This window comes from Pseudomonas sp. GL-B-19, assembly GCF_019956415.1.
Taxonomy (GTDB): Bacteria; Pseudomonadota; Gammaproteobacteria; order Pseudomonadales; family Pseudomonadaceae; genus Aquipseudomonas.
The window spans coordinates 82,086-107,713 of the sequence record NZ_JAHBDK010000023.1; the positions used below are offsets into that span (position 1 = coordinate 82,086).

The 25,628-nt window shown below is 58.0% G+C and carries 27 protein-coding genes and 3 pseudogenes; 7 read left to right on the forward strand and 23 right to left on the reverse strand.

Features of this window, described 5'->3' with window-relative positions; translation table 11 throughout:
- Nucleotides 1-107: 107 nt before the first annotated feature.
- The 9 genes and pseudogenes from KGB06_RS09875 to KGB06_RS09915 all read right to left on the reverse strand — a co-directional run bounded on the left by KGB06_RS09875 (nt 108) and on the right by KGB06_RS09915 (nt 4,843).
- Nucleotides 108-461 carry a DUF1493 family protein gene (locus KGB06_RS09875; protein WP_223514645.1) on the reverse strand — a complete coding sequence of 118 codons (354 nt, stop codon included), beginning with the start codon at nt 459-461 and terminating at the stop codon, nt 108-110.
- 49 nt (nt 462-510) lie between these two features.
- Nucleotides 511-1,125: a Fic/DOC family protein gene (locus KGB06_RS09880; protein ID WP_223514648.1), complete on the reverse strand. Its 615-nt coding sequence runs from the start codon at nt 1,123-1,125 to the stop codon at nt 511-513.
- Nucleotides 1,125-1,295, reverse strand: a complete 171-nt coding sequence (locus KGB06_RS09885) for a YhfG family protein (RefSeq protein WP_223514651.1) — start codon at nt 1,293-1,295, stop codon at nt 1,125-1,127. The genes KGB06_RS09880 and KGB06_RS09885 overlap by 1 nt, the downstream gene beginning before the upstream one ends.
- Nucleotides 1,296-1,473: 178 nt before the next feature.
- Complete coding sequence (locus KGB06_RS09890; protein WP_223514654.1) at nt 1,474-1,962, reverse strand: helix-turn-helix domain-containing protein; 489 nt, start codon at nt 1,960-1,962, stop codon at nt 1,474-1,476.
- Nucleotides 1,963-2,044: 82 nt separating this feature from the next.
- Nucleotides 2,045-2,398 carry a DUF1493 family protein gene (locus KGB06_RS09895; protein ID WP_223514658.1) on the reverse strand — a complete coding sequence of 118 codons (354 nt, stop codon included), beginning with the start codon at nt 2,396-2,398 and terminating at the stop codon, nt 2,045-2,047.
- Nucleotides 2,399-2,502: 104 nt separating this feature from the next.
- Nucleotides 2,503-2,619, reverse strand: a pseudogene (locus tag KGB06_RS09900) (transcriptional regulator); the annotation flags it as partial.
- A 64-nt stretch (nt 2,620-2,683) separates the two neighbouring features.
- The gene (locus KGB06_RS09905; protein WP_223514661.1) at nt 2,684-2,983 is read right to left on the reverse strand and encodes a hypothetical protein; all 300 of its coding nucleotides are present in this window, start codon (nt 2,981-2,983) and stop codon (nt 2,684-2,686) included.
- Nucleotides 2,984-3,367: 384 nt separating this feature from the next.
- A complete protein-coding gene (locus KGB06_RS09910) occupies nt 3,368-4,495 on the reverse strand; it encodes a hypothetical protein (protein WP_223514664.1) in 1,128 nt (375 codons plus the stop codon).
- Nucleotides 4,496-4,570: 75 nt separating this feature from the next.
- Nucleotides 4,571-4,843, reverse strand: coding sequence for a hypothetical protein (locus KGB06_RS09915; RefSeq protein WP_223514667.1), 273 nt, complete (start codon nt 4,841-4,843; stop codon nt 4,571-4,573).
- A 245-nt stretch (nt 4,844-5,088) separates the two neighbouring features.
- On the opposite strand from KGB06_RS09915, the pseudogene KGB06_RS09920 reads away from it, so the two are divergent.
- Nucleotides 5,089-5,244: pseudogene (locus tag KGB06_RS09920) on the forward strand (polysaccharide deacetylase); the annotation flags it as partial.
- Between the two features lie 18 nt (nt 5,245-5,262).
- Here the strand turns inward: KGB06_RS09920 and KGB06_RS09925 are convergent.
- Nucleotides 5,263-5,409, reverse strand: coding sequence for a hypothetical protein (locus tag KGB06_RS09925; RefSeq protein WP_223514670.1), 147 nt, complete (start codon nt 5,407-5,409; stop codon nt 5,263-5,265).
- 264 nt (nt 5,410-5,673) lie between these two features.
- Here KGB06_RS09925 and KGB06_RS09930 point away from each other — a divergent pair, with 264 nt between their 5' ends.
- Entirely contained in the window at nt 5,674-7,602 is a 1,929-nt protein-coding gene (locus KGB06_RS09930) for an ATP-dependent DNA helicase RecQ (protein WP_223514673.1), read from the forward strand.
- A gap of 32 nt (nt 7,603-7,634) precedes the next feature.
- Here KGB06_RS09930 and KGB06_RS09935 read toward each other — a convergent pair.
- Nucleotides 7,635-8,426 (reverse strand): annotated as a pseudogene (locus tag KGB06_RS09935) (Fic family protein); the annotation flags it as partial.
- Between the two features lie 396 nt (nt 8,427-8,822).
- On the opposite strand from KGB06_RS09935, the gene KGB06_RS09940 reads away from it, so the two are divergent.
- Together KGB06_RS09940 and KGB06_RS09945 are read left to right on the forward strand one after the other, a co-directional pair.
- Nucleotides 8,823-10,049: a 3-hydroxyacyl-CoA dehydrogenase gene (locus tag KGB06_RS09940; RefSeq protein ID WP_223514676.1), complete on the forward strand. Its 1,227-nt coding sequence runs from the start codon at nt 8,823-8,825 to the stop codon at nt 10,047-10,049.
- A gap of 30 nt (nt 10,050-10,079) precedes the next feature.
- On the forward strand, nt 10,080-10,499 hold the full coding sequence (locus tag KGB06_RS09945; RefSeq protein WP_223514679.1) for an acyl-CoA thioesterase: 420 nt from the start codon (nt 10,080-10,082) through the stop codon (nt 10,497-10,499).
- A 72-nt stretch (nt 10,500-10,571) separates the two neighbouring features.
- Here KGB06_RS09945 and KGB06_RS09950 read toward each other — a convergent pair whose 3' ends face one another.
- From KGB06_RS09950 to KGB06_RS09965, 4 genes are all read right to left on the reverse strand, one after another.
- Nucleotides 10,572-11,072, reverse strand: coding sequence for a glycine zipper domain-containing protein (locus tag KGB06_RS09950; protein WP_223514694.1), 501 nt, complete (start codon nt 11,070-11,072; stop codon nt 10,572-10,574).
- Nucleotides 11,073-11,293: 221 nt separating this feature from the next.
- Nucleotides 11,294-13,642, reverse strand: a complete 2,349-nt coding sequence (locus KGB06_RS09955; RefSeq protein WP_223514697.1) for an FdhF/YdeP family oxidoreductase — start codon at nt 13,640-13,642, stop codon at nt 11,294-11,296.
- A complete protein-coding gene (gene fdhD, locus KGB06_RS09960) occupies nt 13,639-14,478 on the reverse strand; it encodes a formate dehydrogenase accessory sulfurtransferase FdhD (RefSeq protein ID WP_223514700.1) in 840 nt (279 codons plus the stop codon). Before fdhD ends, KGB06_RS09955 begins: the two co-directional genes overlap by 4 nt.
- Before the next feature lie 94 nt (nt 14,479-14,572).
- Nucleotides 14,573-15,460: a LysR family transcriptional regulator gene (locus tag KGB06_RS09965; RefSeq protein ID WP_223514703.1), complete on the reverse strand. Its 888-nt coding sequence runs from the start codon at nt 15,458-15,460 to the stop codon at nt 14,573-14,575.
- Nucleotides 15,461-15,596: 136 nt separating this feature from the next.
- Here KGB06_RS09965 and lysM point away from each other — a divergent pair, with 136 nt between their 5' ends.
- Entirely contained in the window at nt 15,597-16,037 is a 441-nt protein-coding gene (gene lysM, locus KGB06_RS09970; protein ID WP_223514706.1) for a peptidoglycan-binding protein LysM, read from the forward strand.
- A 110-nt stretch (nt 16,038-16,147) separates the two neighbouring features.
- On the opposite strand, the gene yrfG is transcribed toward lysM, so the two are convergent.
- Nucleotides 16,148-16,810, reverse strand: a complete 663-nt coding sequence (gene yrfG, locus KGB06_RS09975; RefSeq protein WP_223514709.1) for a GMP/IMP nucleotidase — start codon at nt 16,808-16,810, stop codon at nt 16,148-16,150.
- Nucleotides 16,811-16,900: 90 nt separating this feature from the next.
- Here yrfG and nudE point away from each other — a divergent pair, with 90 nt between their 5' ends.
- Both nudE and cysQ read left to right on the forward strand, forming a co-directional pair.
- Nucleotides 16,901-17,467, forward strand: a complete 567-nt coding sequence (nudE, locus tag KGB06_RS09980) for an ADP compounds hydrolase NudE (protein ID WP_223514711.1) — start codon at nt 16,901-16,903, stop codon at nt 17,465-17,467.
- On the forward strand, nt 17,464-18,297 hold the full coding sequence (gene cysQ / locus KGB06_RS09985) for a 3'(2'),5'-bisphosphate nucleotidase CysQ (RefSeq protein WP_223514714.1): 834 nt from the start codon (nt 17,464-17,466) through the stop codon (nt 18,295-18,297). Before nudE ends, cysQ begins: the two co-directional genes overlap by 4 nt.
- A 160-nt stretch (nt 18,298-18,457) precedes the next feature.
- Here cysQ and KGB06_RS09990 read toward each other — a convergent pair whose 3' ends face one another.
- The 7 genes from KGB06_RS09990 to rfbB are packed head-to-tail and all read right to left on the reverse strand — an operon-like array spanning nt 18,458 to nt 25,549.
- Nucleotides 18,458-18,913, reverse strand: a complete 456-nt coding sequence (locus KGB06_RS09990; RefSeq protein WP_223514717.1) for a thioesterase domain-containing protein — start codon at nt 18,911-18,913, stop codon at nt 18,458-18,460.
- Nucleotides 18,914-18,953: 40 nt separating this feature from the next.
- Complete coding sequence (locus KGB06_RS09995; RefSeq protein WP_223514720.1) at nt 18,954-20,345, reverse strand: sigma-54-dependent transcriptional regulator; 1,392 nt, start codon at nt 20,343-20,345, stop codon at nt 18,954-18,956.
- Nucleotides 20,342-22,150 carry an ATP-binding protein gene (locus tag KGB06_RS10000; protein ID WP_223514722.1) on the reverse strand — a complete coding sequence of 603 codons (1,809 nt, stop codon included), beginning with the start codon at nt 22,148-22,150 and terminating at the stop codon, nt 20,342-20,344. The genes KGB06_RS09995 and KGB06_RS10000 overlap by 4 nt, the downstream gene beginning before the upstream one ends.
- Nucleotides 22,151-22,186: 36 nt before the next feature.
- Entirely contained in the window at nt 22,187-23,056 is an 870-nt protein-coding gene (rfbD, locus tag KGB06_RS10005) for a dTDP-4-dehydrorhamnose reductase (RefSeq protein ID WP_223514739.1), read from the reverse strand.
- The gene (gene rfbC / locus KGB06_RS10010; RefSeq protein ID WP_223514742.1) at nt 23,053-23,598 is read right to left on the reverse strand and encodes a dTDP-4-dehydrorhamnose 3,5-epimerase; all 546 of its coding nucleotides are present in this window, start codon (nt 23,596-23,598) and stop codon (nt 23,053-23,055) included. The genes rfbD and rfbC overlap by 4 nt, the downstream gene beginning before the upstream one ends.
- Nucleotides 23,595-24,470, reverse strand: coding sequence for a glucose-1-phosphate thymidylyltransferase RfbA (gene rfbA, locus KGB06_RS10015; RefSeq protein WP_223514745.1), 876 nt, complete (start codon nt 24,468-24,470; stop codon nt 23,595-23,597). Before rfbA ends, rfbC begins: the two co-directional genes overlap by 4 nt.
- Nucleotides 24,467-25,549: a dTDP-glucose 4,6-dehydratase gene (rfbB, locus tag KGB06_RS10020; protein WP_223514748.1), complete on the reverse strand. Its 1,083-nt coding sequence runs from the start codon at nt 25,547-25,549 to the stop codon at nt 24,467-24,469. Before rfbB ends, rfbA begins: the two co-directional genes overlap by 4 nt.
- Nucleotides 25,550-25,628: the final 79 nt, after the last annotated feature.

Genomic DNA, 25,628 nt, shown 5'->3' on the forward strand with positions numbered 1-25,628 from the left:
GGAGGGACGCTGTTTTTCTAGCCATGAAGCTAATATTCCTTCACTTCTGAGGTGATAGCGCCAGAATAATTGCAGTTATGTGTGCTGTTTCAGACGTGGCATCTGCTCTATTGGCCTTCCAGTTCCTGTGTATCCCAGCGTTGGGTGTGGATGGCTTGATAGAGCATGCCGATGGTCAGCGGGATTTTGTCGCCGCGACCCTTTACCCTTCGCTTGAGATGCATATCAAACCCTTCCGTCTGAAAGTAGCGATAGGCGTCGTAGTCGATGAAATCGATGGCGAACTGTTCTTCAAGTGCTTCCATCAAATGCCGCGCATCGGCACCGTCACAGCCCAGGTCGAAATTGATCGAGGTGGTGAGGCTGATGGTTTTGCGTTCGGGCAGGCCGAGCTCTTCGTGCAGCAACTGCATGAGCAGGCGCATGGTGTGGTCGTCGGGGAAGTTGGGTGCGAGGTTCATTGCGGATACATCCGTTTGTATGTGGCGGTAAACCTAGAGTTGAAATCGTCTAAATTTGCGGCAATGACTTGTCCAGCGGGTCGCCGATGCAACGCTCAAAAATAGCTTCCAAACCACGGTAGTCGCACATCACTGCATCTATATTTGCGGGTATCCAAGCGGCATCTTTGATAAGCCACCAATCGACAGCAAATCCTGCATTGATGATGATCTGTTCAAACAAAATGCGTTGAGTTCGTCCGTTTCCTTCTCGAAAAGGATGGATAACGTTTAGGTCTCCGTATGCTTCGGCAATCTTTACGATTAATTCGGCTTTGCTGGTGCCTGCGAACCAGGCAGCACGCTCCATAACACGAAATATTTTTTCAGCTTCGGGGAGGATTCGTTCTGCCGTACAAAAAAGCGTGTCACCTTTCTGAATGTTCACTGTTCTGAGCAGCCCAGCCCATTCATACACGTCACAAAAGAGAGTCTTATGAACATGCTGTAGAAGGTTGAGGTCGTATGGAGGAGGGAGGAGACGAAAGTTACTAACTGCGATTTCTGAAAGTTCTCGCTCAGCTTTGTGAAGGAGCTCTTCATCCTGGATATTGAGCAGGTTACGCAGTACCCCGCTGTCGGGGTAACAATAGGGGTCTTGGCCGACCCCGTATTTATCTACCATTAGCGTGGATTTTGACGATATTTGCTAAGGACCGACTCTCGTGAAGGGAGCGGTTTTTCAGCATCGGCACGCGTGGTATCGAAGCCTTCCAGACGTAAGCTCGCCAAGTAGTTTGATCGGCGGACTTTTTCGTAATAATCCTGTTTTTGCTGAAACGTCAGTTCGCTCATGACATCTGCCTCTCGATGCAAGGTTCAAGTGTAGCTCAAACGACCTAGCCAATAGGTCGGTATTTTTGATGCTTTGGAGGTTCTGGACTGCAGATTGGACGCCTTTATTTGGTTAGAAAATGACCGTTTCTGCGCGGTTCGTGAGAGCAATATGCACGCCCCCAACCTACCTAACTCGCTATGCGTTGGGTTCGGGTTTCTTTTTTCTTATCAATAAAGCGGACAGTGATTGGGTATTCAGCGGAAAGTCGCGAAGATCACTCTCGCTGAGATGCTGCTTACGGATGACGCTTCCTGTTTGTGAGTCGGATGGTTTGCTTACCTTGGCGGCAGTTGTACTTTTTTCGGGCCCGGTTTTTTCGGCCTTTGGACTTGGGGCTCGACTTAACTGAGCGTCCTGTAATCGACGGCCCGTTTCATCGGATTCGCCAACCTTGTTCAAGTCTTGCTCCAGTCCCAATACGTGCATCACCGACAGATAGGCTCCCATCGTCACCCCCGCACCACCCGACTCCAGAGAGCGCAACGTCATGACAGACATGCCGGCTCGCTCTGCCACTTGTTTAGCCGTCAGCCTTCGACGTAAACGAGCCAGTTTTAGGCGTTCGCCCAAGTCGGTCAGCAGATGTGCAATACGCGGCAGAAGGGGCGCTGTTTTTCTAGCCATGAGGCTAATATTCCTTCACTTGTGAGGTGATAGCGCCAGAATAATTGCAGTTGTGTGTGTCGTTTCAGACGCGGCATGTGCTCTATTGGCCTTCTAGTTCCTGTGTATCCCAGCGTTGGGCGTGGATGGCTTGATAGAGCATGCCGATGGTCAGCGGGATTTTGTCTCCGCGACCTTTTGCCCTTCGCTTGAGATGTACATCAAACCTTTCGGGCTGGAAGTAGCGATAGGCATCGTAATCCACTAAGTCGATCCCGAACTGTTCTTCAAGTGCTTCCATCAAATGCTGCGCATCAGCGCCGTCGCAGCTCAGGTCGAAATTGATTGAGGTGTTGAGGTTGATGGTTTTGCGTTCGGGCAGGCCGAGCTCTTCGTGCAGCAACTGAATGAGCAGGCGCATGGTGTGGTCGTCGGGGAAGTTGGGGGCGAGCTTCATGGTTCTGGAGTCCGGTTGGGCTTGCGCGGATCTTATTAGGCGTCTGGTTTTGGGTGACGCATGGATCTTTTGATCGTTCTGTCGCAGACGGGGGATCGATTGGAGATTTCTTTGACGTGGAACGCATCAACATGAAATTTGTGGGAAGGCTGACGCTCACCTCGTATGATTTCGTTCATCTGTTGCACGCTTTCAATTAGCTCATCAAAAAATTGGCTCAATGTTATCTCCAGTTTTCGATGATCGTTCTCACGTAGAGCGTGAGAACGATCTGTTCACGCAGTGTCAGGCAGGCGCTTTCCAGCCCATCATGCGTTGTTGGGCGACTTGCATCAGGTCGAAGCCGTCCTGAGTCAGCAGGTAAAGCGCGTGGGTGATGTGGGGGATGTCTTCGACGTCGCCGTGTTTGAAGCAAATGCAGTGCAGGGTTTTCAGGAGATCGCTGGAGGCTCGGATGCGCTGCATGGCAGCTTCGAGGATGTCCTGGGGGTTGGCCTCTGTGTCGATGATCAGGGGCGGGGAATCGGTGAGGTTGGTTTGCAGCGGGAGATAACGATTGGCTGTGAGGGGGTTGCATGTCTTCATTGGTTTGCTCTCTTTAATGCTTCCGAAAGACCGCTACCATCGTGACCAAGCGATGGAGGCGACTGTGTTCGGGTTGGTCAACCTGGGGAGAGACAAACCCTGGCACGCCGAAGCGTCCCAAACACAGCCGCCATAAAGTGTGCCGGCATTAAAGACGTCGGCAGCATACAAGGGCATGCGCAAGTTTTCTCTCAAATTCAGGTGACCAAGCCCGAGCCGCTGATTTGGCAGCGACGGTCACGACTATAGGTGCGAGCCACCAAGCAGCGATAGACGACAAAGAGTCCACGCCTGTAGGAACGGGCCGAGCCTCGGCTAGTCCCTTTCTATAGGAATTTTCCTCGACGCATTTTCTCGCGCTTCCTCGATCCCGCGCCCACCCTATCAACGAATATGCTGATACGAATCCACATCCGCCAAGCCAGTGTTCAGCCCGGTCGCCGGCGCGTAGATCGTGCCCCTCACCGCCGAGAATTTGACCCCGTTACTCCCCAGCGAAACATACCGCTCGCCTTGGTCCAGTTCCGTAAAGTAGGTGTACGAGCACTTTTCCATCGCTTTGTATTTCGCGTCGGCGTTGGCCATGGCGTTGTGGTGGTTTTGCAGGTCGGCCGGGGTTAGGTTGAGGGTTTTGTTCAGCACCACGCCCCAGCGCTTCAGACACACTTCGGCGAAGTGGCGCACGATCAGACCCGGTTCGGCCAGTGTTTTTGGGCCGCTGACACCATCGGCTGAGGCGTTGCCGACCAGCGTGCCATGGCGACCGGGCATGGGGTAAATGTGGGTTCGGGTACCGGTGGCCGTTTGCGGGATGACACAGCTGAAGCCTTTGGAGCGCTCGTCTCGGGCGTAGAAGCCGACGTATTCTTTTACATTGGAGTTCAGTTTAACTTTATCTTCCTGAAAGTTACCGATACCCGGTACCGGATCAATCGCAAAGATACTGATCGGAATATCTTTTAATGGCGCATCTTTAAACATGGCATTGGCCAGCATGTGGCAACTGATACCACCACGGCTCCAACCCACCAAATTAACTTTGGTCGGGATAATGCCATCTTTACGGAACGTTCTAATAATTTGCTCCTGTAGTTTTTGTTGAGTCACGCTACGGTCACCATAGTTGTATTTCCGCCACAACCAGGAACCTTCCACCTTCACGTCTTCAATGGGAATGCCGGCAGCCTTGAGGCGGTTATATTCGGCTTCGGTCAGTTGTTCCCGCTGCCAGTCACATTTGCCTTTGATGATATTGAGAGCGTGTTGGACGTTCTCTTCCCAGCCTTTGCCGAACAATGTTCCGCTCAGGCCGTAGTCCTTGGATTTGGTAAACAGCTCATCAGCTTGCAGGTTGCTGGTGCCTGGACCATCGATCACGATCCATTCGGCAAACTCGCGGCCGCCATGATGGGAAGCCAGGGTGGAAACCAGTTCGCCATCCCAGTAAGTCGGGTTCTCGCTGTCGAACTTGGTCGAGCCGGTGCCGCAAAAGAAAATAGTTAAGGTAGTCATTGTTTCGCTCTTGTTTGATTTAAGAGCTGGCAGACTAGTGTTTGTTGTTGGAGTATTGGTAGTGCTTAGTTGTTTCTACATTTGTGATGAGGGGATTCTTTGCTTTGCAATGTCGAGAAGTTCGCAGCCGTCTTGTGTTAATAAATAAAGTGCATTCACTATGTTTGGGATGTCTTTTACATCAGCCTGTTTGAAGCACAAGCAATAGAGCGTTTCGAGCAAGTCACTGGCCGCGCGCAAGCGTTGCTGCGCGGCGTCAAGGACCGCGCCGGTACTGGCAGCGGTATCAATGACCAACACGGGCGTTTCGCAGTAACTGGTTTTGAGTGGGCGATAGCGGTCTTGCATGAGTTCCGTCCTGTTTTCAGCGGCGCGGCAAACTATAGGGGCGCGCGGCCAAGGGTCGCAATACCGCGCAAATGGACAGGGTTTGTAGGGTATTTACTGTCGGTGTCGCCTTTTGCCTACGTGGGCGCCGAGGTTATTTTCAGCATTACCCTTGAGGGGCGAATTTCCTACGGGTTTGTCAGTCGCAGCGTCTCAAGTCTATGTAAGTTGCGCGCCAGAATCTGTAGGACGTTTCAAAAACGTCCTGTCCCCGTATGCGCAGCGTCACCGATTTGCGTCAGCTAGCGACAGCCTTCACGGGCGAAATCAGCCCGGCCCATGCTGCATGTGCGAGCAAGAGCCGGGTGTTTCAGGAGCAGAGGTTGAACGAGCATCTGCGGGTGGCCGTGTGGGTGCTGTAGCCACTTGACCCGCAGTTGTCAGGAAGTTCGCCAGGCCTGTTGGGCCGAACACTCCAGGGTGTCGCACGTAGCGAGTATCGGTGGATCTGCGGGAGGCCCGTCGCAGGCGCTCAGCAGCAGGGATGTCAGGATCAGCGCAATGGCCAGGATCGGTTTGTGAGACATGGTCGTTCCTTGTTCAAATGCCGCGCCCATCAGGCGTCCTGCCGTGATGTGAAGTGCGCGGACGGTTATTGTGCGAGAAAGACCTTACCGTCAGAGTGAACGGCACAGCGAGGAACAAAGTGTTTCGTGTGTTTCATTCTGTGGCAAAGCCCCACAGGGCGACGCTGTATCATCCCGTATCGTTTTGGTCCCCGACCTTTTCTCGACTCGCTGCGTTTGCCGGCTAGGCTTTTGGCATCGCAGCGGTCAACGGAGTGACAGCTTATGCACAACACCCTGGAACAGGTTTTCGGTTATCCACAGTTTCGTCCTGGTCAGGAGGCGGCGGTTAGCGCGGTGCTGGCCGGGCGCTCGGCGGCGGCGATTTTCCCGACCGGTTCGGGCAAGTCCCTTTGCTATCAGTTACCCGCCTTGCTGCTGCCACACCTGACGCTGGTGGTCTCGCCCTTGCTGGCGTTGATGCAGGATCAACTGGCGTTCCTGCAACGCCACGGCATTGCGGCGGGCAGCATCGATTCGGCGCAGAGCCGCGACGACGCCACTGATGTGATGGCCCGGGCGAAGTCCGGCGAGTTGAAGATTTTGATGATTTCGGTGGAGCGACTGAAGAACGAGCGCTTCCGTAATTTCTTGCAGCAAGTCCCCATCTCGCTGCTGGTGGTAGATGAGGCGCACTGCATTTCCGAGTGGGGCCACAACTTCCGCCCCGATTACCTCAAGCTGCCCGACTACCAGCGCCAGTTCAATATTCCACAAGCGCTGCTGCTGACCGCTACCGCGACGCCCAAGGTGATCGCGGACATGGAGGCCAAGTTTGCCATCGCCCCGGAAGATGTGGTGACCACAGGTTTCTATCGGCCGAACCTCAACTTGTTGGTCGAGCCCGTACGTGGTCAGGACAAACGCCGACGGCTGGTCGAGTGGATGAGCGAGCGCCCCAATCAGCCGAGCATTGTCTACGTTACGCTGCAAAAAACCGCTGAACATATCGCCGAACACTTGGGGCGCAACGGCATTCAAGCCGAGGCTTACCATGCCGGTTTGCCCAACGATCAGCGCGAAGCCATCCAGAAACGGTTCATGGGCGGGCAGTCCAATTGCATCGTCGCCACCATCGCGTTTGGCATGGGCATCGACAAGAGTGACATCCGCAACGTGGTGCATTTCGACCTGCCAAAATCCATCGAAAACTACAGCCAGGAAATCGGCCGTGCCGGGCGTGACGGGCAACCCTCCGACTGTCTGGTATTGGCCAACCGCGATAGCCTCAATGTGCTGGAAAACTTCGTCTACGGCGACACGCCCGAGCTGGACGGCATCCGCGGTGTGCTCGATGAAATGCTCGCCGCCGCGCCTGAAGGGCAGTGGGAGTTTTTATTGGGACCGCTGGCGGATCAGAGCAACATTCGCCAACTGCCGCTCAAGACCTTACTGGTTCAGCTGGAGCTGCGCGGCTTGATCGCCCCGCGTTACGCCTATTACGCCGAATACCGTTTCAAGTACTTGCAGGAGCCGGAAGCCTTGCTCGCGCGCTTCGAGGGCGAGCGCAAGGACTTCGTCGCCGCAATCATCCAGACCTCCAGCCGCGCGCGAACCTGGGCCACAGTGAATTTCGATGCGCTGTATGAGCAGCATCAGGCCGAGCGCAATCGGGTGGTCAAGGCACTGGATTATTTTCAGGAGAAAGGCTGGGTCGAACTTGAAAGCAAGCAGATGACTGAGGTCTACAGCTTGCTGCAAACGAGCTTTGACAGTCAGGCCCTGAGTGCCGAACTGCACGCTTACTTCACACAACATGAGCGTACCGAGATCGCGCGGATTCACGCGATGCTGGACTTGTTCGCCACCGACCATTGCCTGGGTTATCGCCTGGCCGAATACTTCGGTGACGAAAACGCGCCTCGGCAATGCGGGCATTGCTCGGTGTGTCACGGTCAGGTTGCGCGACTGCCGGCACCACCGGAATTGCCAGCGCTTGTGGATAAAAATTTTGAAGCGTTGTGCGGTGATTTTATCCACAGGCATGAGCAACATACTGGCAACGCTCCGTCAGCTGAGCGCGTGACTCGGTTCCTCTGTGGGATCAGTGTGCCGCTGTTTACCAAGCTGAAGGCGCGGACTATTTCTGGGTTTGCGGCGTTGGAAAATTATCCGTACGCCGAAGTACGCGGTTGGGCCGAGACACATCTGTGAAGTTGAAGTACGACCGCTTCCACAGCGGTCGTTCAAACATCTTCATGAGGTTCACCGTAAGCGTCGGCCAATAGCGACTGTGCTTGTTGCTCGAGAAAGTCGAAGACCTCCTCCTGAATCGATCCTTGGTATTGCTTGCGCCGGCCTTTGGACACGATGCCGTTTTGATCCAGGCACTGCATGACTAACCTGGACAAAAGATTGCCTCGAACGTCGTAGTTTTCGTTCACAACCTTCACGAGCGTATCGAACCGCTGAAGAAAGTCGGTTGCCTCTCTCAGCTCTACCTCTAGGGCTTGTTTGGCCATTTCCATCGTAAACGCTACGCAATCGGTGGCATCCCAGTAGCGGTAGATGCTTGAGTCACCATTGAAGTTGAAGCTCATTGTTTCCGCATCAATCCAGCGAACATTCCAGAATTCACGGACGGGTTTTGAGAAAGATTGCAGCGCTTCCAGATAATGCTGTTCTTCGCGCTTCATGGCGACCGAAACAGGTAGCAAGAGACCGTTTTCGAGAGCGCCGCTTCGGCACAGAGCCAAGTGGATGAGGAAGCGTGAAAGACGGCCATTGCCATCCATAAAAGGGTGCAGAAAGACGAAGCCAAAAGAGGCGATGCCTGCGGCCACAAGGGGATCGAGTTGCTCTGGCGCTCTGTTGGCGAACGTCATCAACTCTTCCATCAACTCACGACAAAGCTCTGGGTTGGGTGGCACGTAGGTCACACCAGCTGCGCCGCGAAATGAATTGCTCAGGTGATTCTGTTCGTGACGGAATGCGGCTGCACGATCAAAGGGGTTAGAGATCGCGCTATTTTGTAACGCGGCGGGTAACCGGCTGGATGATCGCTGGCCGCTTCACTTCGATCGCTTTCAGATCCAGCGCATCAATCAAATGGGCGTAGCCCACTCTGTTTCCCATCGCAGTTCCCCCATCCCGGTTAGATTTTTTTTACCACGGCAAGATTTTTTTAAAATCGGAAAATACCGAAAGAAAATTTTAACTTGGTTCAAGCTATTGGCCAGCGTTCATTTCACACCTGATAGGGTCCTTACAGAGCCTGAACCTCAACTAGCTGTTAACCGTTGTGGGAATTGGCTGCCGCCACGAATAACTCATCCATCCGCTGAATGTTGCTCATCACAGGAATAAATTTCAAAAACGCGCCATGGCTGACTATGGTGAGGGCTGTCTTTGGATCGCCAACAAGAGTGCAAATCATGAGCCAGACGCCATTCAACATTCAGCGCGCCGCCGTCATCGGTGCAGGCACCATGGGCCGTGGCATTGTCATGTGTCTGGCGAACGCCGGGGTGCCGGTGCAGTGGGTGGATAACAATCCGCAGATGCTTGAACAGGCGTTGGCCACGGTTGCCGAAACCAACGCTCACAATGTGCGCCAAGGGCGCATTGATCAGGCCGAGGCTGACGCCCGCAATGTGCGAGTGACTGCTGCGCCAGACTACTTTTCGATCCGCGACGTCGATCTGGTCATCGAAGCGGTCTACGAAAACCTCGAACTGAAACAGAAAATATTCCGCGAACTGGACGGCCTGCTGAAACCCGAAGCGATTCTGGCCAGCAACACGTCGGCGCTGGACATCGACGCCATCGCTGCAGCAACTCGCCGTCCACAGCAAGTGCTGGGCCTGCACTTCTTCAGCCCCGCACACATCATGAAACTGCTGGAAGTCGTCCGTGGCGCCGAAACTGCGCCAGCCGTGCTTGATGCGGCATTGGCACTGGGCAAGCGCATGGGCAAGGTCAGTGTGGTTGCCGGCAACTGTGACGGTTTCATCGGCAACCGCATGCTTAATACCTACGTGCTCGAAGCGCGCAAGATGCTGCTGGAGGGGGCTTATCCCTATCAGGTGGATGCGGTGCTGCAAGGCTTCGGTTTTGCCATGGGGCCGTTCCGCATGTACGACGTGGTTGGCGTTGACCTGGGCTGGCGGGCTCAGGAACTGGCGGGCACAGGACAGGATGCGCCGCAGGTTCAGGTGGATAATCGGCTGTGCGAACTCGGGCGTTTCGGTCAGAAGAGTGGCAACGGTTATTACCACTATGAGCCCGGCAGCCGTCAGGCTGAGCACGATGTAGAGGTTGATGCGCTGGTGTTGCAGGTCAGCGAAGGGTTGGGCTTCCAGCGTCGCGAGATCAGCGCTGAGGAGATTCTCGAGCGTTGCCTGCTGGCACTGGTTAACGAGGGGGCGAAGATCCTTCAAGAAGGCATTGCTGCGTCGGCGCACGACATCGATCTGGTGTACCTCAACGGTTATGGTTTCCCGGCGGCGAAGGGCGGGCCAATGGCGTGGGCGGATCAGCAAGGATTGGCGGATATTCATCAACGCTTGATGGCGCTGGAAACCCGGCAGGGTGACCACTGGCGTCCGGCACGCTTGATCGGCGAATTGGCAGAGGTGGGTAAAGGGTTTGCGGATCGGTAGACTTCAGCCACTTCAAGACGAGAGCTGCGCATGAACCAACGCACCGACTACCCACACTTCCAGCCCATCACCACCCGCTGGCACGACAACGACGCCTACGGTCACGTCAACAACGTCACCTACTACAGCTTCTTCGATACGGCGGTGAACACTTACCTGATCGAAGTCGGTGGCCTGGATATCCATGACGGCGAGGTGGTGGGTTTTGTCGTGAGTTCGGCTTGCGATTACTTCGCTTCCATCGCCTTTCCGGACCGGATCGAGATCGGCCTGCGGGTTGGCAAGCTGGGCAACAGTTCGGTGCAATACGAATTGGCCGTGTTCAAGCAAGGGGAAGAGGAAGCCTGTGCGGCCGGGCGCTTCGTGCATGTCTTTGTAGATCGTGCTTCGAATCAGCCTGTATCGATTCCGGCCGGATTGCGTGGAGCGCTGGAACGCCTGGTGGTTTAGACAGGGCAAAAAAAAATCGCAGCCCAAGGGCTGCGATTTTTTGATGTACCGGCTAACGAGGCGATGGAAGCCTCAGTCGCGGTCGCGGTAGTACTTGTGGTGATGCTTGCGATGGCCATAGGCATGGCCACGACCTGGATGGCCATCACGGTAGTAGCGACGATCACCATGGCCACGATAGTAGTGACCATCGTTGTCGTCATCTTCATTATCGTATTTGTTGCCCATGTAGTTACCCAGCGCGCCCCCGGCGCCGCCGCCTGCTGCGGAGCCGATCAGGCTGCCGGTGGTGCCGCCCATGCTGCGGCCGACCACGTTACCGCCTGCTGCGCCCAACGCACCACCGATGGCGGCTTCGCCACGGCTGTGTTTGTTTGCGCCAACTGCGCTACCACCCGCGCCGCCCAGGGCCGCGCCGATGGTGGAACCTGTATTGCCGCCTAACGACTGACCGACGACCGAGCCAAGAACCCCGCCCAATGCGCCGCCCACACCGGCTTCGGTGTTGCCGCCAGCAGAAGCAATGCCACTGAACAAGCCAAGGGACAACAAGAGAATCGAGGAGAACTTCATGGAGGAACCTCAAGGGGATGACGACGCGATCCTGAGGCTGTGTCAGAGGTGTGACAATCGAAATCCGACGAGTAACACGACTTCAGCACAATTCTATAAGTTACTGTTTTTTAGACGGAACTTAACTGTTTTTCGCCGGTCTTTAGTTACTTCGGACAGGCCGTTTCTATACAGGAACGGCCTTTTTTGTGGGCGATTGGAAAGTGATTGATCCGGCCGCGTTAAGCGGACTTGGCCAAAATCAACCCAGTCTCACTCGCCATTTCCAACCGGATCGCCACGAACTTCGACGTCGGCGTATGGCTGCCATCCCCAATGCTTTCCAGCGGCACCAGCGGATTCACTTCCGGGTAGTAAGCCGCCGCTTGCCCCGCCGGAATATCAAACGCCAGCAGCGTGAAACCCTTGACGCGACGCTCACGCCCATCATCCCAGATCGAGACGATGTCGGCCTTCTGCCCCGGTTTGAAACCCAGGCGAATGATGTCGGCTTCGTTCACAAACAACACATCGCGCTGACCTTTCACCCCACGGTAACGGTCGTTGAGACCATAAATCGTGGTGTTGTACTGATCATGAGAACGCATCGATTGCATGATCAAATCCGGCAGCACTCCGGTCGCGCGCGTGCGCTCGTGCACCAGGTCTTCAGGCAGGGCATTCGGGCGGAAATTGGCCCGGCCTGATGGCGTGTTCCACTTACGCGCACCGGCACTGCTGCCGAGATAGAAACCGCCCGGATTTTTGACCTGCTCATTGAAATCGCGAAAGCCCGGAATGGTGTCGGCGATCAGATCGCGGATACGGCCGTAATCCGCCACCAGCCAGTTCCAGTCCACCGGTTTGCTGCCCAGCGTCGCGGCGGCGATGCCGGCGATGATCGACGGCTCCGAACGCATCTGGTTCGACAGCGGCTGCAACTGGCCGTTGGAGGCGTGGACCATGCTGAACGAATCTTCCACGGTCACCGCTTGCGGGCCCTCGGTCTGGATGTCTATGTCGGTACGGCCCAGGCAGGGCAGGATCAGCGCGTCTTTACCGTGGGCCAAGTGGCTGCGGTTGAGCTTGGTGCTGATCTGCACGGTCAGGTCGCAATTGCTCAACGCCTGGAAAGTGCGCGAGCTGTCCGGAGTCGCTTGGGCGAAGTTGCCACCCAGGCCGATGAAAACATTGGCGCGACCCTCGGCCATGGCGTGGATTGCCTCGACCACGTTGTGGCCATTGTCACGCGGCACCTTGAACTGGAAACGACGTTCCAGTGAATCGAGGAACGCCACCGGCGGACGCTCGTTGATGCCCATGGTCCGGTCGCCCTGCACGTTACTGTGGCCACGCACCGGGCACAGACCGGCGCCCGGCCGGCCGATGTTGCCGCGCAGCAGCATCAGGTTGGCGATTTCCTGGATGGTTGCCACCGAATGGCGATGCTGGGTGATGCCCATCGCCCAGCACATGATCACGTTCTTGCCTTTGGCGTACATCCGCGCCGCTTGCTCGATCTCCACCAGCGGCAGACCAGACTGCTCGACGATTTGTTCCCACGGTGTATCGTCGATGGCTCCGAGGTATTCCAGCACGTTGACGCTGTGTTCATTGAGGAAGTCGTGATCGAACACCGCTTCCGCGCCCGTCTTCTGCGCGTCGCGCTCCCATTGCAGCAGGAATTTCGCCATGCCGCGCAGGATCGCCATGTCGCCACCGAGGGCTGGACGGAAGAACGCCGTGTTGGTCGGCTTGTCGCCATTGGTGAGCATTTCGAACGGGTGCTGCGGATGCTGGAAGCGTTCCAGGCCGCGCTCTTTCAGCGGGTTGACGCACACCACCTGAGCGCCGCGTTTCACCGCTTCGCGCAACGGTTCGAGCATCCGTGGGTGGTTGGTACCAGGGTTCTGACCCCAGACAAAAATTGCATCGGCATGTTCGAAGTCGTCGAAGGTGACCGTGCCTTTACCAACGCCGACACTTTGCGCCATGGCCACACCGCTGGCCTCGTGGCACATGTTCGAGCAATCAGGGAAGTTATTGGTGCCGTAGGCGCGCACAAACAATTGATACAGGTACGCCGCTTCGTTGCTGGCGCGGCCCGAGGTGTAGAACTCGGCCTGATTCGGGCTCGACAGCCCTTGCAGGTGTTTGCCGATCAGGGTGAAGGCCGCGTCCCAGCTGATAGGCTTGTAGCGATCGGTCTCGGCGTCGTAGCTCATCGGCTCGGTCAGACGGCCCTGGTATTCAAGCCAGTAGTCGCTCTGCTCCAGCAGCGAGGTGACACTATGTTTGGCGAAGAATGCAGCGTCGACACGGCGTTTGGTCGCTTCCCAGTTCACCGCTTTGGCGCCGTTCTCGCAGAACATCACCATGCCCTTTTCCGGAGAATCGCCCCAAGCGCAACCGGGGCAGTCGAAACCGCCGTTCTGGTTGGTCTTGAGCATTATGCGGAGGTTTTTCAGCGCGTTATCGCTGGTCAACCAGGCTTGGGCGACGCTGATTAGCGCGCCCCAGCCACCGGCCGGGCCTTTGTAGGGCTTGTAGCGAGGGACGGGTTTCTGGTCGGCTTGACGGTGTTGACTCACGCTTGATTCTCCATCGCAGGGCTGTAGACCCGCGGCGCACTTTTTTGCGGCAGGTGGATGAGATTGAGGTTGTGACGACGGGCCCATTGCACGGCAAGGCCCGTGGGCGACGACAGACTGACGAGAGTCTGGATGCCAGCGCGCAAGACTTTCTGGATCAATTCGAGGCTGCACCGGCTGGTGACAATCGCCAGGCCACCAGTCGTCGGGATCTTCTGGCGGATCAACCCGCCAATCAGTTTGTCGAGGGCGTTGTGCCGGCCGATGTCTTCGCGGCCCAGCAGCAACTCGCCCTGACCGTTCATGAACACCGCCGCGTGCACTGCGCCGCAATGTTGGCCCAGCGGCTGGAACGCGCCGATGCGTTGGCGCAGGCCATCGAGCCATTCGGCGGGCGGCAGCGGCGCGCCCGGCAACACCTTGAGGTCGGGCAATGCTTGTTCAACCGCTTCCACGCCACAGAGCCCGCAACCGCTGGTGCCGGCCAGTTGCCGACGTTGCTGCTTGAGGTTCCAGAAGGCGCGGTTGGCGATGGTCACTTGCGCGTACTGCGCCGACCCTTCGCCGGTCAATTGCAGGTCATAGATGTCGGTCGCGTCTTCGATAATTCCGCTGCCGAGGCTGAAGCCGACGATGAAGTCTTCAAGGTCAGTCGGCGTCACCAACATCACAGCCTGGCTGATGCCGTTGTAGGCAATCGCCAACGCAACTTCCTCGGCCAGCGCGGTGCTGGCCGATTCGGTGAATTGAAGGTCACAGAAACTGTAGGTCTGGCTTGCGTCTGGCGCGGGCGTTTCGAGTGCGGGCGCCGCGCAGCCGGGGCGCTTGGTGTTCATGAGGTATCACCGACGGTCTGGTCAGCTCTAAGCCTAGGCGTGTCAAAAGGTCACGTCTAATCGCTATTACTGATCTGCCGATAGATGACGTCGATCAAGAGGCCGTCAGTGATTTCTGATAGATCGCAAAACAGGCTTCCGCCAAGGCCGAGCGTGGGGCGCTGCGACGCATGATCAACCCCAGCCGGGCGACGGTTTGCGCGTTTTCGATGGGTTGCAGGCGCAGGTGATCGGTTAGGTTTTCCAGACCGCCATCCAGCGGCATCACCGCGCAGCACATGCCACCGTGCACCGCTTGTAACAATTGGTGCACTGCATCGGTTTGCAGCAGAGGCTGAGGTGACAGGCCGCGGCTGTGGAAGTTGTGGTCGATGGACTGGCGAAAGTGCATGCCGCTGGTGAGCATGCCCAGTGGCAGTTCGATCAGCGACTCCCAGCTCAAAGGCACTTCGCCGAAACTGAAAAAGCGCTGATCGTAGAGCAGGCCCATGTGGGTTTCACTGAACGCCAGTGAATCGAAGCGCTCGTTGTCCAGACGCTCCAGATAAGACACGCCGAGGTCCAGACGGTTGCTCGACAGCTGCTCGAGGATTTGCTCGGAGCTCAACGCCGAAAGTTCGAAGCGCAGGTTCGGGTGTTCGGCGTGCAAGCGTTGCATGAGCGGCAGCGGATCGAAACTCGACAGCGGCACCACGCCCAACCGCAACGTACCTACCAGGTTGCCGCGACAGGCCGCGGCTTCAGCCTGCAAGCCGTCGTAAGCCGCCAGCACTGTGCGCGCCCAGGCCAGCACGCGTTCACCAGGTGCGGTAAACCCTTCAAAGCGCTGACCACGATTGACCAGCGGCAACTCGAGTTCTTCTTCGAGGCTGCGCAGGCGCATGGACAGGGTCGGCTGGGTGATGTGGCAGCGGGCAGCGGCCTGGCCAAAGTGCCGGGTTTCGTCGAGGGCGATGAGGAATTTCAGTTGCTTGATGTCCATCTTCGCTCCAGGGCGCGGTGAAGGAGGGGATTCTAGCGCTTGCGCCAGATCAACGTCATTGGTCGGGTTGGAGCCGGGGGTTGCCAGCTTGGTCTAGTCTCTTGCCTCTGGAACCTGAACCCAAGGAGAACGCACCATGAGTCTTTTGAGCTTTGTGAAAGAAGCAGGCGAAAAACTGCTCGATCTGCTGACCCCCGGCAACGCCAATGCCAGTGAGCAGTTGAAGGAACACATCAGCAAGGTTGGCCTGGGTAACCCGAATGTGCAGGCCACGGTGGATGGCGACAAAGTGACCGTGACCGGGGAGGTCGGCAGTCAGGAAGAGAAGGAAAAGATTCTGCTGGCGGTGGGCAATATTGCCGGTGTGGGCAGCGTTGATGACCAGATTACGGTGACCGGGCCGGTAGTGAAGGCTGCGGTGTTTGTCACCGTGGTGAAGGGCGATACCCTCAGCGCGATTTCCAAGCGCGTGTATGGCGATGCCAATAAGTACAACAAAATTTTCGAAGCCAACAAACCGATGCTCAAGGACGTGAACAAGATTTATCCGGGGCAGTCGTTGCGGATTCCTGAGTAAGCCTCAAGACAGTGTGATGGCCTTCGCGGGCAAGCCATGCTCCTACAGGGTTTTGTGTTGTTCGCGTAACCTGTGGGAGCGAGGCTTGCCCGCGATGCAGGCGACTCGGTCTAAAGCCCTGCAATCAAATCCCGATAATCCCCCACCGCCGCAAACTCCGCCGTGTCCTTGGGCCCTTTGCGACTGTCCGGCTCGCTCACCGCCAACAAATGCGCTACGCCAAAACGGCGCGCACTGCGCAGGATTGGCAACGTGTCATCAATAAACAGACTACGCGCCGGATCAAAGCCGATGTCCGCCTGCAACGCCTCCCAGAACTGCGCATTCTCTTTGGGAAAGCCGTAATCATGCGAGCTGATCAAGCGCTCGAAGTAGGGCGCCAGTTCAATCCTTTCCAGCTTCAATGACAGCGAATCCCGGTGTGCATTGGTGATCATCACCACACGCTTGCCGGCCTGTTTGATCGCCGCCAGAAACGTATCCGCATCCGGGCGCAAGGCGATCAGGTGCGCGGTTTCCAGTTTCAGTTCGCGCACCGGCAGCTTCAATTCGGCGCTCCAGAAATCCAGGCAGTACCACTGCAACTGGCCGGCATTGCGCTCGAACAGCGGCTGCAATTCCATCTCGGCCATGGCCCGGCTCACCCCGTGTAATTCGGCGTAACGCTGAGGTAAGTGTTCCATCCAGAAATGGTTGTCGTAATGCAGGTCCAGCAGCGTGCCGTCCATGTCCAGCAGAACGGTGTCGATGTCGCGCCAGGGCAGCAGGGACATAAAAAACTTCTCCAGCGGTAAAAGAGATATCCGAGGTCAACAATCAGGATAGGCCGGGTATAGTAACGCGTTCACGCCAAGGAGCTTTGCATGCGCCAGAAACCCACCATACTTGCCCGCGAGATCGTCGCCACCAGCCGTTTGTTCTGTGTCGAAGAGCTGAAACTGCGCTTTTCCAATGGCGTGGAGCGCACGTACGAGCGTTTGGTGGGCAAGGGCGCGGGGTATGGCGCGGTGATGGTCGTGGCCATGCTCGATTCAGATCATGCGGTGTTGGTCGAGGAATACTGCGGCGGCACTGATGAATATGAGCTGTCCTTGCCCAAAGGCCTGATCGAGCCGGGTGAAGACGTGCTGGCGGCGGCTGTGCGTGAGCTCAAGGAAGAAGCCGGGTATGGCGCACGGCAGCTGGAGCATCTGACCGAGTTGTCGTTATCGCCCGGTTACATGAGCCAGAAGATCCAGGTGGTTCTGGCCACTGATCTGTATGAAGAAAGCCTTGAGGGTGACGAACCCGAGCCGATGGGTGTGGACAAGATCAATCTGCGTGAGTTGTCCGCCCTGGCGCAGAACCCGCGCTTCACCGAGGGCCGTGCCTTGGCGGCGCTGTATCTGGCCCGTGACTTACTGACCCAGCGTGGGGTGTTTTTGCCATGAAGTTGAATTTCCCGCATCCATTGATGGCGCCGGTGGTTGAACTGGCATTGCAGGCTGGCGAGGCGATTCTGCCGTTCTGGCGTACCGGCACCGCCGTGACTGCCAAGGCTGACGATTCTCCGGTGACGGCCGCAGATCTCGCGGCTCATCATTTGATTCTGGCCGGGTTGACCGCGCTGGATCCGAGCATCCCGGTGCTGTCCGAAGAAGACGCCAACATCCCGCAAAGCGTGCGTGCCGGGTGGCAGCGGTGGTGGCTGGTGGACCCGTTGGACGGAACCAAGGAATTCATTTCCGGCAGTGAAGAGTTCACCGTCAATATCGCGCTGATCGAGCAGGGGCGGGTGGTGTTTGGTGTGGTGTCGATGCCGACCAACGGGCGTTTCTACGTCGGTGGTGCAGGTTTGGGCGCCTGGCGCGGCGACAAGGGAAGTGAGCCATTCCTGATCCAGGTTCGCGAAGTGCCTGCTGCGGGAGAGGCGTTTACCGTGGTTGCCAGTCGTCGGCATTCGAGCCCGGAACAGGAGCGCTTGTTGGCGGGGTTGAGCGACAGTCTGGGCGAGTTGCAACTGGCCAATATCGGCAGTTCGCTGAAGTTCTGCTTGTTGGCGGAAGGGGCGGCGGATTGTTATCCGCGGCTGGCGCCGACTTCGCAGTGGGACACGGCGGCGGCGCAAGGTGTGCTGGAAGGTGCGGGCGGCGAGGTGCTGGACTTGAGCGGTGCACCGTTTTGTTATCCGGCGCGGGAATCGTTGTTGAATGAGTTCTTTTTGGCGCTGCCGGCCAAGGCTGTGTGGCGCGAAAAACTGCTGGAGCTCGCCCGCTCCTGACCGCGGTTAGAGGGGCGCTACCCAACAATCTGCCAACTATGCAAAACCCTTGTGGGAGCGAGCCTGCTCGCGATAGCGGTTTATCAGTCAACATCATCGTTGAATGTTCGATTGTCATCGCGAGCAGGCTCGCTCCCACAGGTTTTGTGCTGGCCCCGACTTAGCGATGAAGGACGTACTGCCCGGTAAATTTCACCGCATCGTCATCACTGCCGACATTCACAATCCGTGAATGCAGCGTCAACCGCGCCCGCCCATAGCGCTGATACATCGCCAAAAACTTCTTCCACACCGCGGCACTCGGCGCCTGACAAATCGCTGTCGCGTCCATGGTCACCGGGAGCGGATAGCTGATCTGCCCTTCGTGAATCACGATGTGCCCGTCTTCAATCCCTTCCTCACGCAAGCGTAAATGCAACCAGCCCCAACCCGCCAGAACCGCGCCGCAATACAGACTGCCGCCGAACATGGTGCTTTTGTGATTAACGTTGGCTTCCAGCGGCAAGTACAGACGCAGTTGCTGCTCGTGCCAGTCGAGCACTTTGATGCCCATGGCCTGCGTCAGGGGGATGTCGTGATGGAGAATGGATTCCAGGTGACGACTGTCGCGGTTCATGCGTGGGCCTCTTGTTTGAAGGTGATGATTTAACGGTCGCTCAATCGAGATCGTCAGCAGAGCTGCTGGCGCCGCCGGCGAAGTTCAGCCCATGTTTGCGCAGCTTGTCGTGCAGGGTTTTGCGTGGGATGCCCAGCGCTTCGGCGAGGCTACGCACGGAGCTGTGAGAGCGCGCCAGTTCGGCGGCGATCAGGCTCTTTTCGAAGTTTTCCACTTGCTCGCTCAATCCGCCGCTGAACCCTTCAGCCGGCGTGCTGGTTCCGCCCCCCGGCGTATTGTTGTCCAGCGCCAGTTCCAGGCCCAGGGCGAAGCGTTCGGCGGCGTTTTGCAGTTCGCGTACGTTGCCGGGCCAGGTGTGGCGCAGCAGCAGGGCGCGTTGCCCCGGTTGCAGCATATGGGGCGGCAAACCGTGGCGGGCGCTGGCTTCGTCGGCGAAATGCTGGAACAACACCAACGCGTCTTCACCGCGCTCGCGCAGTGGCGGAATACGCAGCGGCGCGACATTCAGGCGGTAATACAAGTCGGCGCGGAAACGCCCTTGATCGGCGGACTGGCGCAGGTCTTCCTTGGTCGCGGCGATGATGCGGATGTCCAGCGGGATCAACTGATTGCCGCCCAAACGCTCGACGACGCGTTCCTGCAGCAAGCGCAGCAGTTTCACCTGCACGTCCAGGCTCATGCTTTCGATTTCGTCGAGGAACAGCGTGCCGCCGTTGGCGAATTCGAACTTGCCGATGCGACGTTTTTGCGCGCCGGTGAACGCCCCGGGCTCATGGCCGAATAGCTCGCTTTCCACCACGGACTCGGCCAGTGCGCCGGCATTGATTGCCACGAACGGACCGTTACGACGGTTCGACAAATCGTGCAGCGCACGGGCCACGACTTCTTTGCCCGCGCCGGTTTCACCGAGGATCAGCACGTCGGCCCTGGTCGCGGCCAGTGCGCCAATCTGCTCGCGCAGGCGCAGCATCGGCGCCGATTGCCCAACCAACCGAGTGCTCAATTCATTGCGATCACTCAGGGCCAGACGCAGGCTGCGGTTATCGAGTACTAAGCGACGCAAGGCCAGCGCGCGGCGCACGCTGTCGAGCAGGGCATCGCTGGCGAAGGGTTTTTCCAGGAAGTCATAGGCCCCCGCACGCATGGCTTGCACCGCCAGCGGTACATCGCCGTGGCCGGTGATCAGCAGCACCGGCAGCTCCGGGTCCTGGGCATGCAGTTCGGTCAGCAGTTCGAGGCCGTCCATGCCCGGCATGCGAATGTCGCTGACCACCACGCCGGGCCAGTCACGCTCCAGTTGTGCGGCCAGGCCTTTGGCTTCCGCCAGCGGCAGGATTTTCAGGCCGGCGAGGTCCAGGGTCTGGCTCAGGGCCTGACGCAGATGGGGATCATCGTCGATCAACACGACCTGAATGCGGCTGTCGATGGTCATGCACTTCGGTCCTCGGACGGTTGCAGGCTTACGCCCGGCGCGCCTGCGCGCAGTTTCAGGGTAATCACGGCGCCGCCTTCCTTGTGGTTGGCGAACGACAGTTCGCCACCGAAGGCACGCATCAGGGTTTCGCAAATCGCCAACCCCAGTCCAAGTCCCTGGGTGCGGGTCTTGGTGGTGTAGAAAGGTTCGCTGGCGCGCCCCAGGGCTTCCATGCAAAAGCCGGGACCATTGTCACGAATGTACAGATTGACGCCGTCAGCGGTGGATTGGGCACTCAACCAGAGTTTACGCGGTGGGCCTTTCTCGGTCAGCGCATCAAGGGCGTTGGCCAACAGATTGCCGAGTACCTGACGCAGACGAGTTTCCCCGGCCTCGACCCACAACGTGGCGGCCGGCAAGTCGCGGATCAACTCGACTTCCATGCTGCGTCGGCGCTTGGCCAGCAATGCCAGCGCGTCATCCAGCGCCGGTTGCAGCGCAACGCTTTCCGGCGCGTGACGATCACGGCGGGCGAAAGCGCGCAGGTGAGCAATGATCGAGGCCATTCGCCCGGTCAGTTCGCTGATCAGTTTGAGGTTGCCGCGTGCATCGTCGGTGCGTTGATGATCGAGCAGCACTTCGGCGTTTTCCGCGTAGCTGCGAATCGCCGCCAGTGGCTGATTGAGCTCATGGCTGATACTCGCCGACATGGTTCCCAACGCTGACAATTTACCGGCCTGGACCAGATCATCCTGCGCGCGCACCAGCTCCTGCTGGGCGTGTTCGCGCTCCAGCACTTCCTGTTTCAGGCGCCGATTGAGGCCTTCGAGGTCGCTGGTCCGCTCGGCGACCCGGCCTTCCAGTTCGCGCCTGGCCTTGGCTTCGAAGGCGATTCGTTCGAGGTAATGACGGCGGCGCTGCATCATCAGCCCGAGCAGCAGCATCAACACCAACAGCGTTGCGCCACCGATGGCGACCACCGTGCGCACCGGGCGGTCGATCAGGGTGCGCGGGGCGAGGATGCTGACGTTCCAGCCGGTTTCTGCGATTGGCTGGGTCTGTGTCAGCCAGGCATTGGGGTTGAGTTTCAACGGCTTTGGATCGCGGGTCGGGTACGGTTGAACCGCGGTAATGGCCTTGTTTTCTTCATCGGTCAACGGGCGGGTCGAGCGAAATCGCCACTCCGGCCGCGACGTGAGAATGACCACGCCGTTTTGGTCGGTCAGCAGCAGCTGTTCCGGGGTTTTGCCCCAGAGGCTTTCGGTGTGGTCCAGGTCAACTTTGACCACCAGCACGCCGACGACCTTTTCGCCATCGCGTACCGCGGCGGCGAAGAAGTAGCCGCGTTTGGCCGAGGTCGTGCCCAGGCCGAAAAACCGTCCGAGTCGCCCGGCCATGGCTTCGCTGAAATAAGGCCGGAAAGAAAAATTGCGCCCGACGAAGCTGTCGTGCTTGTCCCAATTGGACGCCGCCAGCGTCTTGCCGCTCGTGTCCATCAAGTACATGACTTCGGCGCCCGTTTGGGTGCTGATGTTTTTCAGCAAGCGGTTGGCATTGCCTTGGGTGACGCCATCATCGGGCGCGCCGAGTACGGCGCGCAGGGCCGGCAAGTCGCCGAGGATTTGCGGCAAGACCTCATAACGGTGCAGCGTGCCCAGCAGGTTGGCGACGTACAGGTCGAGGGTCTGACGGTTCTGCCCGGCCAGTTCGCTGCGGTAGTAACGCTCGGCCAAGTGCTCCAGCGGCCACAGTAACGGCGCCAGGCACAACGCCAGCAGGGCGAGGCTGCGCCAGCGGGGTCTGCGAGGGAGGGTCGGAGTCATGAGCATCGGGCGCCTGTGGGTACAGGCGCATTATGCCTAGGCTTGCTCGGCAAGACACTCGCGCAGCGCGCTTTGCCAGTCAGGCTGACTGACGCCCCATTCGCGCTGCAGACGACTGCAGTCGAGGCGTGAGTTCAGCGGCCGGGCCGCTGGTGTCGGGTAGTCGGTGGACGGAATCGGCAGCAGGTTAGCGCACGGCTTGCCCTGTTCCCGAAGCGCATCGCCAATGGCCTGGGCGAAGCCGAACCATGACGTTTCACCCTGAGCCGTCAGGTGATACGTGCCCCAGGCACCGGCCTGTCCCGCTTGCCAGCGTTCAATCAGCGCGACGGTGCTGCCAGCAATCGTGCCGGCCCAGGTGGGCGCGCCGATCTGGTCAGCGACAATGCGCAATTCCGGTTTTTCTTGCAGCAAGCGTTGCATGGTCAGCAGGAAATTACGGCCGTGGGTCGAGTAAACCCAGCTGGTACGCAAGATCAGGTGCTGGCCTTGTACCGCCGTGATTGCCTGTTCGCCGACCCGTTTGCTCTTGCCATACACGCCGAGCGGATTGGGCACATCGTCTTCGTTGTAAGGCGCGGTCTTGCTGCCGTCGAACACGTAATCGGTCGAGTAATGAATCAGCGGGATACCCAGCGCCAGCGCTTCTTCGGCCAATACGCCCGGGCCGGTCGCATTGATGGCAAATGCCAGTTCCGGTTCGTTCTCAGCCTGATCGACAGCCGTGTGAGCCGCTGCGTTGATGATCAGGTCGGGACGAACGCGCTGGACCTGCCGACGAATCTGTTCCGGTTGAGCCAGATCAAGCTGATCGCGCCCCAGCACAATCAATTCACCGACATCACCCAGGCGACGCTGCAACTCACGGGAGACCTGACCGTTTTGACCACTGATGAGTATTCTCATGGAAACAGATCAGCCTCTAAAAAGAGCTGACCGTTCTGATCCTTGGCCGACAACTGCGGGGCTTCTTCCAGTTGCCAATCGATGGCGAGGGTCGGATCGTCCCAACGAATGCAGCGTTCGGCAGACGGTGTGTAGTAATCCGTAGTCTTGTAGAGGAACTCGGCGAAGTCGCTGAGTACTACAAACCCATGGGCAAAGCCTTCGGGCACCCAGAGTTGCCGATGTTTGTCGGCGGACAACCGCACCGCCACCCACTGGCCAAAATGCGCCGAGCTGCGACGGATATCCACTGCGACGTCGAGCACTTCACCGACGGTCACCCGCACCAGTTTTCCCTGGGTGTTTTGCAGTTGGTAGTGCAGGCCACGCAGCACGCCCTTCTGGGATCGGGAGTGGTTGTCCTGAACGAACTGTGTGTTGAGCCCCGTCGCTTCTTGAAACGCCTTGGCATTGAAGCTTTCATAGAAAAAGCCGCGCTCGTCACCGAAGACTTTGGGCTCGATGATCAGTACACCGGGCAAGCCGGTTTCAATCACTTTCATTGTTCTTCCCCGGCCAGCATGAAGAGGTATTTGCCGTAACCGGTCTTGCCGAAATAACTGGCGCGCTCGAGCAGAAGCTCGCGGCTGATCCAGCCATTTTCGTAGGCAATCTCTTCCAGGCAGGCGACTTTCAGGCCTTGGCGATGCTCGATGGTCTGCACGTACTGAGAGGCTTCGAGCAGGCTGTCGTGGGTGCCGGTGTCCAGCCAGGCGAAACCGCGACCGAAGCGCTCGACCTGCAAATCGCCGCGTTGGAGGTAGGCGTTATTGACGTCGGTGATTTCCAGTTCGCCGCGAGGCGAGGGTTTCACGGCCTTGGCGATGTCGATCACGTCGTTGTCATAGAAATACAGCCCGGTGACGGCGTAGCTGGATTTCGGTTGTTTCGGCTTCTCTTCGATCGACAAGGCTCGGCCTTCGCTGTCGAAATCAATTACGCCAAAGCGTTCCGGGTCTTTGACCCAATAGCCGAACACGGTCGCGCCAGAAGTGCGTTTTGCCGCGTTTTTCAACTGATCACCGAAGTGCTGACCGTGGAAGATGTTGTCGCCGAGGATCAGGCAGACGGGGTCGTCGCCAATAAACTCTTCACCAATCAAAAAGGCTTGGGCCAGACCGTCTGGCGACGGTTGTTCGGCGTAGCTGAAGTTGACCCCGAACTGACTGCCGTCACCCAACAGGTTGCGGTACTGCGGCAGGTCCTGAGGTGTGGAAATCAGCAAGATGTCTTTGATGCCGGCCAGCATCAGTACCGAGATCGGGTAGTAGATCATCGGCTTGTCGTAGACCGGTAACAGCTGTTTGGACACGCCAAGCGTGATCGGGTGCAAACGCGTACCCGAGCCGCCCGCCAACACTATGCCTTTCATCATGCGAGAAGCTCCTTGGTATTGATGGCGCCCAGTCGTTCACCCTGATAGCTGCCGTCCTGAACACGGTGGCACCACTCCAGGTTATCCAGATACCACTGAACGGTCTTGCGCAGGCCGGTTTCGAAGGTTTCTTCGGGTACCCAGCCAAGTTCGCGTTCGATCTTGCTGGCGTCGATGGCGTAACGCTGGTCGTGGCCAGGACGGTCCTGGACGAAGGTGATCAAATCGGCGAAGTGCGCCACGCCTTGAGGCTTTTGCGGGGCCAGTTCTTCGAGCAGGGCGCAGATGCCACGCACCACGTCGATGTTCTTCTGTTCGTTGTGACCGCCGATGTTGTACGTCTCGCCGACCACTCCTTCGGTGACCACTTTGAGCAGCGCGCGGGCGTGATCCTCGACGAACAGCCAGTCACGCACTTGCAGGCCGTTGCCGTACACAGGCAGTGGCTTGCCTGCGAGGGCGTTGAGAATCACCAGCGGGATCAGCTTCTCGGGGAAGTGGAACGGCCCGTAGTTGTTCGAGCAATTGGTCAGCAATACCGGCAAGCCGTAGGTGCGCTGCCAGGCGCGGACCAAGTGATCAGACGCTGCTTTGCTGGCGGAATACGGCGAGCTTGGCGCGTAGGGCGTGGTTTCGGTGAACAGATCGTCGACGCCGTGCAAGTCGCCGTAGACCTCATCGGTGGAGATGTGATGAAAGCGAAAGGCGCTTTTCTCAGGCTCGGCCAAGGTCTGCCAGTAGGCGCGGGTCGCTTCCAGCAGGCTATAGGTGCCGACGATGTTGGTTTGAATGAAATCCGACGGACCGTCGATGGAGCGGTCAACATGGGATTCGGCCGCCAGGTGCATGATCGCGTGCGGCTGGAAGCGCGCCAGGATTGCGCTCACGGTCGCCTGGTCGACGATATCGGCTTGCACGAATTCATAGCGGGTGTCGGTGGCAATGCTGGTCAACGATTCAAGATTGCCGGCGTAAGTCAATTTGTCCAGGTTGAGCACTTCGTGCTCAGTGTGCCGGATCAGGTGACGAATTAAGGCAGAGCCAATGAAACCGGCACCGCCGGTGATGAGAATACGCATGTTGGCCAGCCTTTTTCCGTAAGACGATAGAACGAATGAGCATAGCTTGTCGGCAGGAGCGGGGTGGTGCAAGAGGGTT

Coding starts and splice junctions, on each gene's coding strand:
- lysM (WP_223514706.1), top strand. CDS start 15,597: ATGAGTCTTTTGAGCTTTGTGAAAGAAGCAGGCGAAAAACTGCTCGAT.
- KGB06_RS09990 (WP_223514717.1), bottom strand. CDS start 18,913: ATGAACCGCGACAGTCGTCACCTGGAATCCATTCTCCATCACGACATC.
- KGB06_RS09895 (WP_223514658.1), bottom strand. CDS start 2,398: ATGAAGCTCGCCCCCAACTTCCCCGACGACCACACCATGCGCCTGCTC.
- rfbC (WP_223514742.1), bottom strand. CDS start 23,598: ATGAAAGTGATTGAAACCGGCTTGCCCGGTGTACTGATCATCGAGCCC.
- KGB06_RS09890 (WP_223514654.1), bottom strand. CDS start 1,962: ATGGCTAGAAAAACAGCGCCCCTTCTGCCGCGTATTGCACATCTGCTG.
- KGB06_RS09930 (WP_223514673.1), top strand. CDS start 5,674: ATGCACAACACCCTGGAACAGGTTTTCGGTTATCCACAGTTTCGTCCT.
- KGB06_RS09885 (WP_223514651.1), bottom strand. CDS start 1,295: ATGAGCGAACTGACGTTTCAGCAAAAACAGGATTATTACGAAAAAGTC.
- KGB06_RS09905 (WP_223514661.1), bottom strand. CDS start 2,983: ATGAAGACATGCAACCCCCTCACAGCCAATCGTTATCTCCCGCTGCAA.
- KGB06_RS09995 (WP_223514720.1), bottom strand. CDS start 20,345: ATGACCATCGACAGCCGCATTCAGGTCGTGTTGATCGACGATGATCCC.
- KGB06_RS09940 (WP_223514676.1), top strand. CDS start 8,823: ATGAGCCAGACGCCATTCAACATTCAGCGCGCCGCCGTCATCGGTGCA.
- KGB06_RS09875 (WP_223514645.1), bottom strand. CDS start 461: ATGAACCTCGCACCCAACTTCCCCGACGACCACACCATGCGCCTGCTC.
- KGB06_RS10000 (WP_223514722.1), bottom strand. CDS start 22,150: ATGACTCCGACCCTCCCTCGCAGACCCCGCTGGCGCAGCCTCGCCCTG.
- yrfG (WP_223514709.1), bottom strand. CDS start 16,810: ATGTCCCTGCTGCCCTGGCGCGACATCGACACCGTTCTGCTGGACATG.
- nudE (WP_223514711.1), top strand. CDS start 16,901: ATGCGCCAGAAACCCACCATACTTGCCCGCGAGATCGTCGCCACCAGC.
- KGB06_RS09945 (WP_223514679.1), top strand. CDS start 10,080: ATGAACCAACGCACCGACTACCCACACTTCCAGCCCATCACCACCCGC.
- KGB06_RS09880 (WP_223514648.1), bottom strand. CDS start 1,125: ATGGTAGATAAATACGGGGTCGGCCAAGACCCCTATTGTTACCCCGAC.
- KGB06_RS09950 (WP_223514694.1), bottom strand. CDS start 11,072: ATGAAGTTCTCCTCGATTCTCTTGTTGTCCCTTGGCTTGTTCAGTGGC.
- rfbB (WP_223514748.1), bottom strand. CDS start 25,549: ATGCGTATTCTCATCACCGGCGGTGCCGGTTTCATTGGCTCTGCCTTA.
- KGB06_RS09910 (WP_223514664.1), bottom strand. CDS start 4,495: ATGACTACCTTAACTATTTTCTTTTGCGGCACCGGCTCGACCAAGTTC.
- KGB06_RS09925 (WP_223514670.1), bottom strand. CDS start 5,409: ATGTCTCACAAACCGATCCTGGCCATTGCGCTGATCCTGACATCCCTG.
- rfbD (WP_223514739.1), bottom strand. CDS start 23,056: ATGAGAATACTCATCAGTGGTCAAAACGGTCAGGTCTCCCGTGAGTTG.
- fdhD (WP_223514700.1), bottom strand. CDS start 14,478: ATGAACACCAAGCGCCCCGGCTGCGCGGCGCCCGCACTCGAAACGCCC.
- rfbA (WP_223514745.1), bottom strand. CDS start 24,470: ATGATGAAAGGCATAGTGTTGGCGGGCGGCTCGGGTACGCGTTTGCAC.
- KGB06_RS09915 (WP_223514667.1), bottom strand. CDS start 4,843: ATGCAAGACCGCTATCGCCCACTCAAAACCAGTTACTGCGAAACGCCC.
- KGB06_RS09965 (WP_223514703.1), bottom strand. CDS start 15,460: ATGGACATCAAGCAACTGAAATTCCTCATCGCCCTCGACGAAACCCGG.
- cysQ (WP_223514714.1), top strand. CDS start 17,464: ATGAAGTTGAATTTCCCGCATCCATTGATGGCGCCGGTGGTTGAACTG.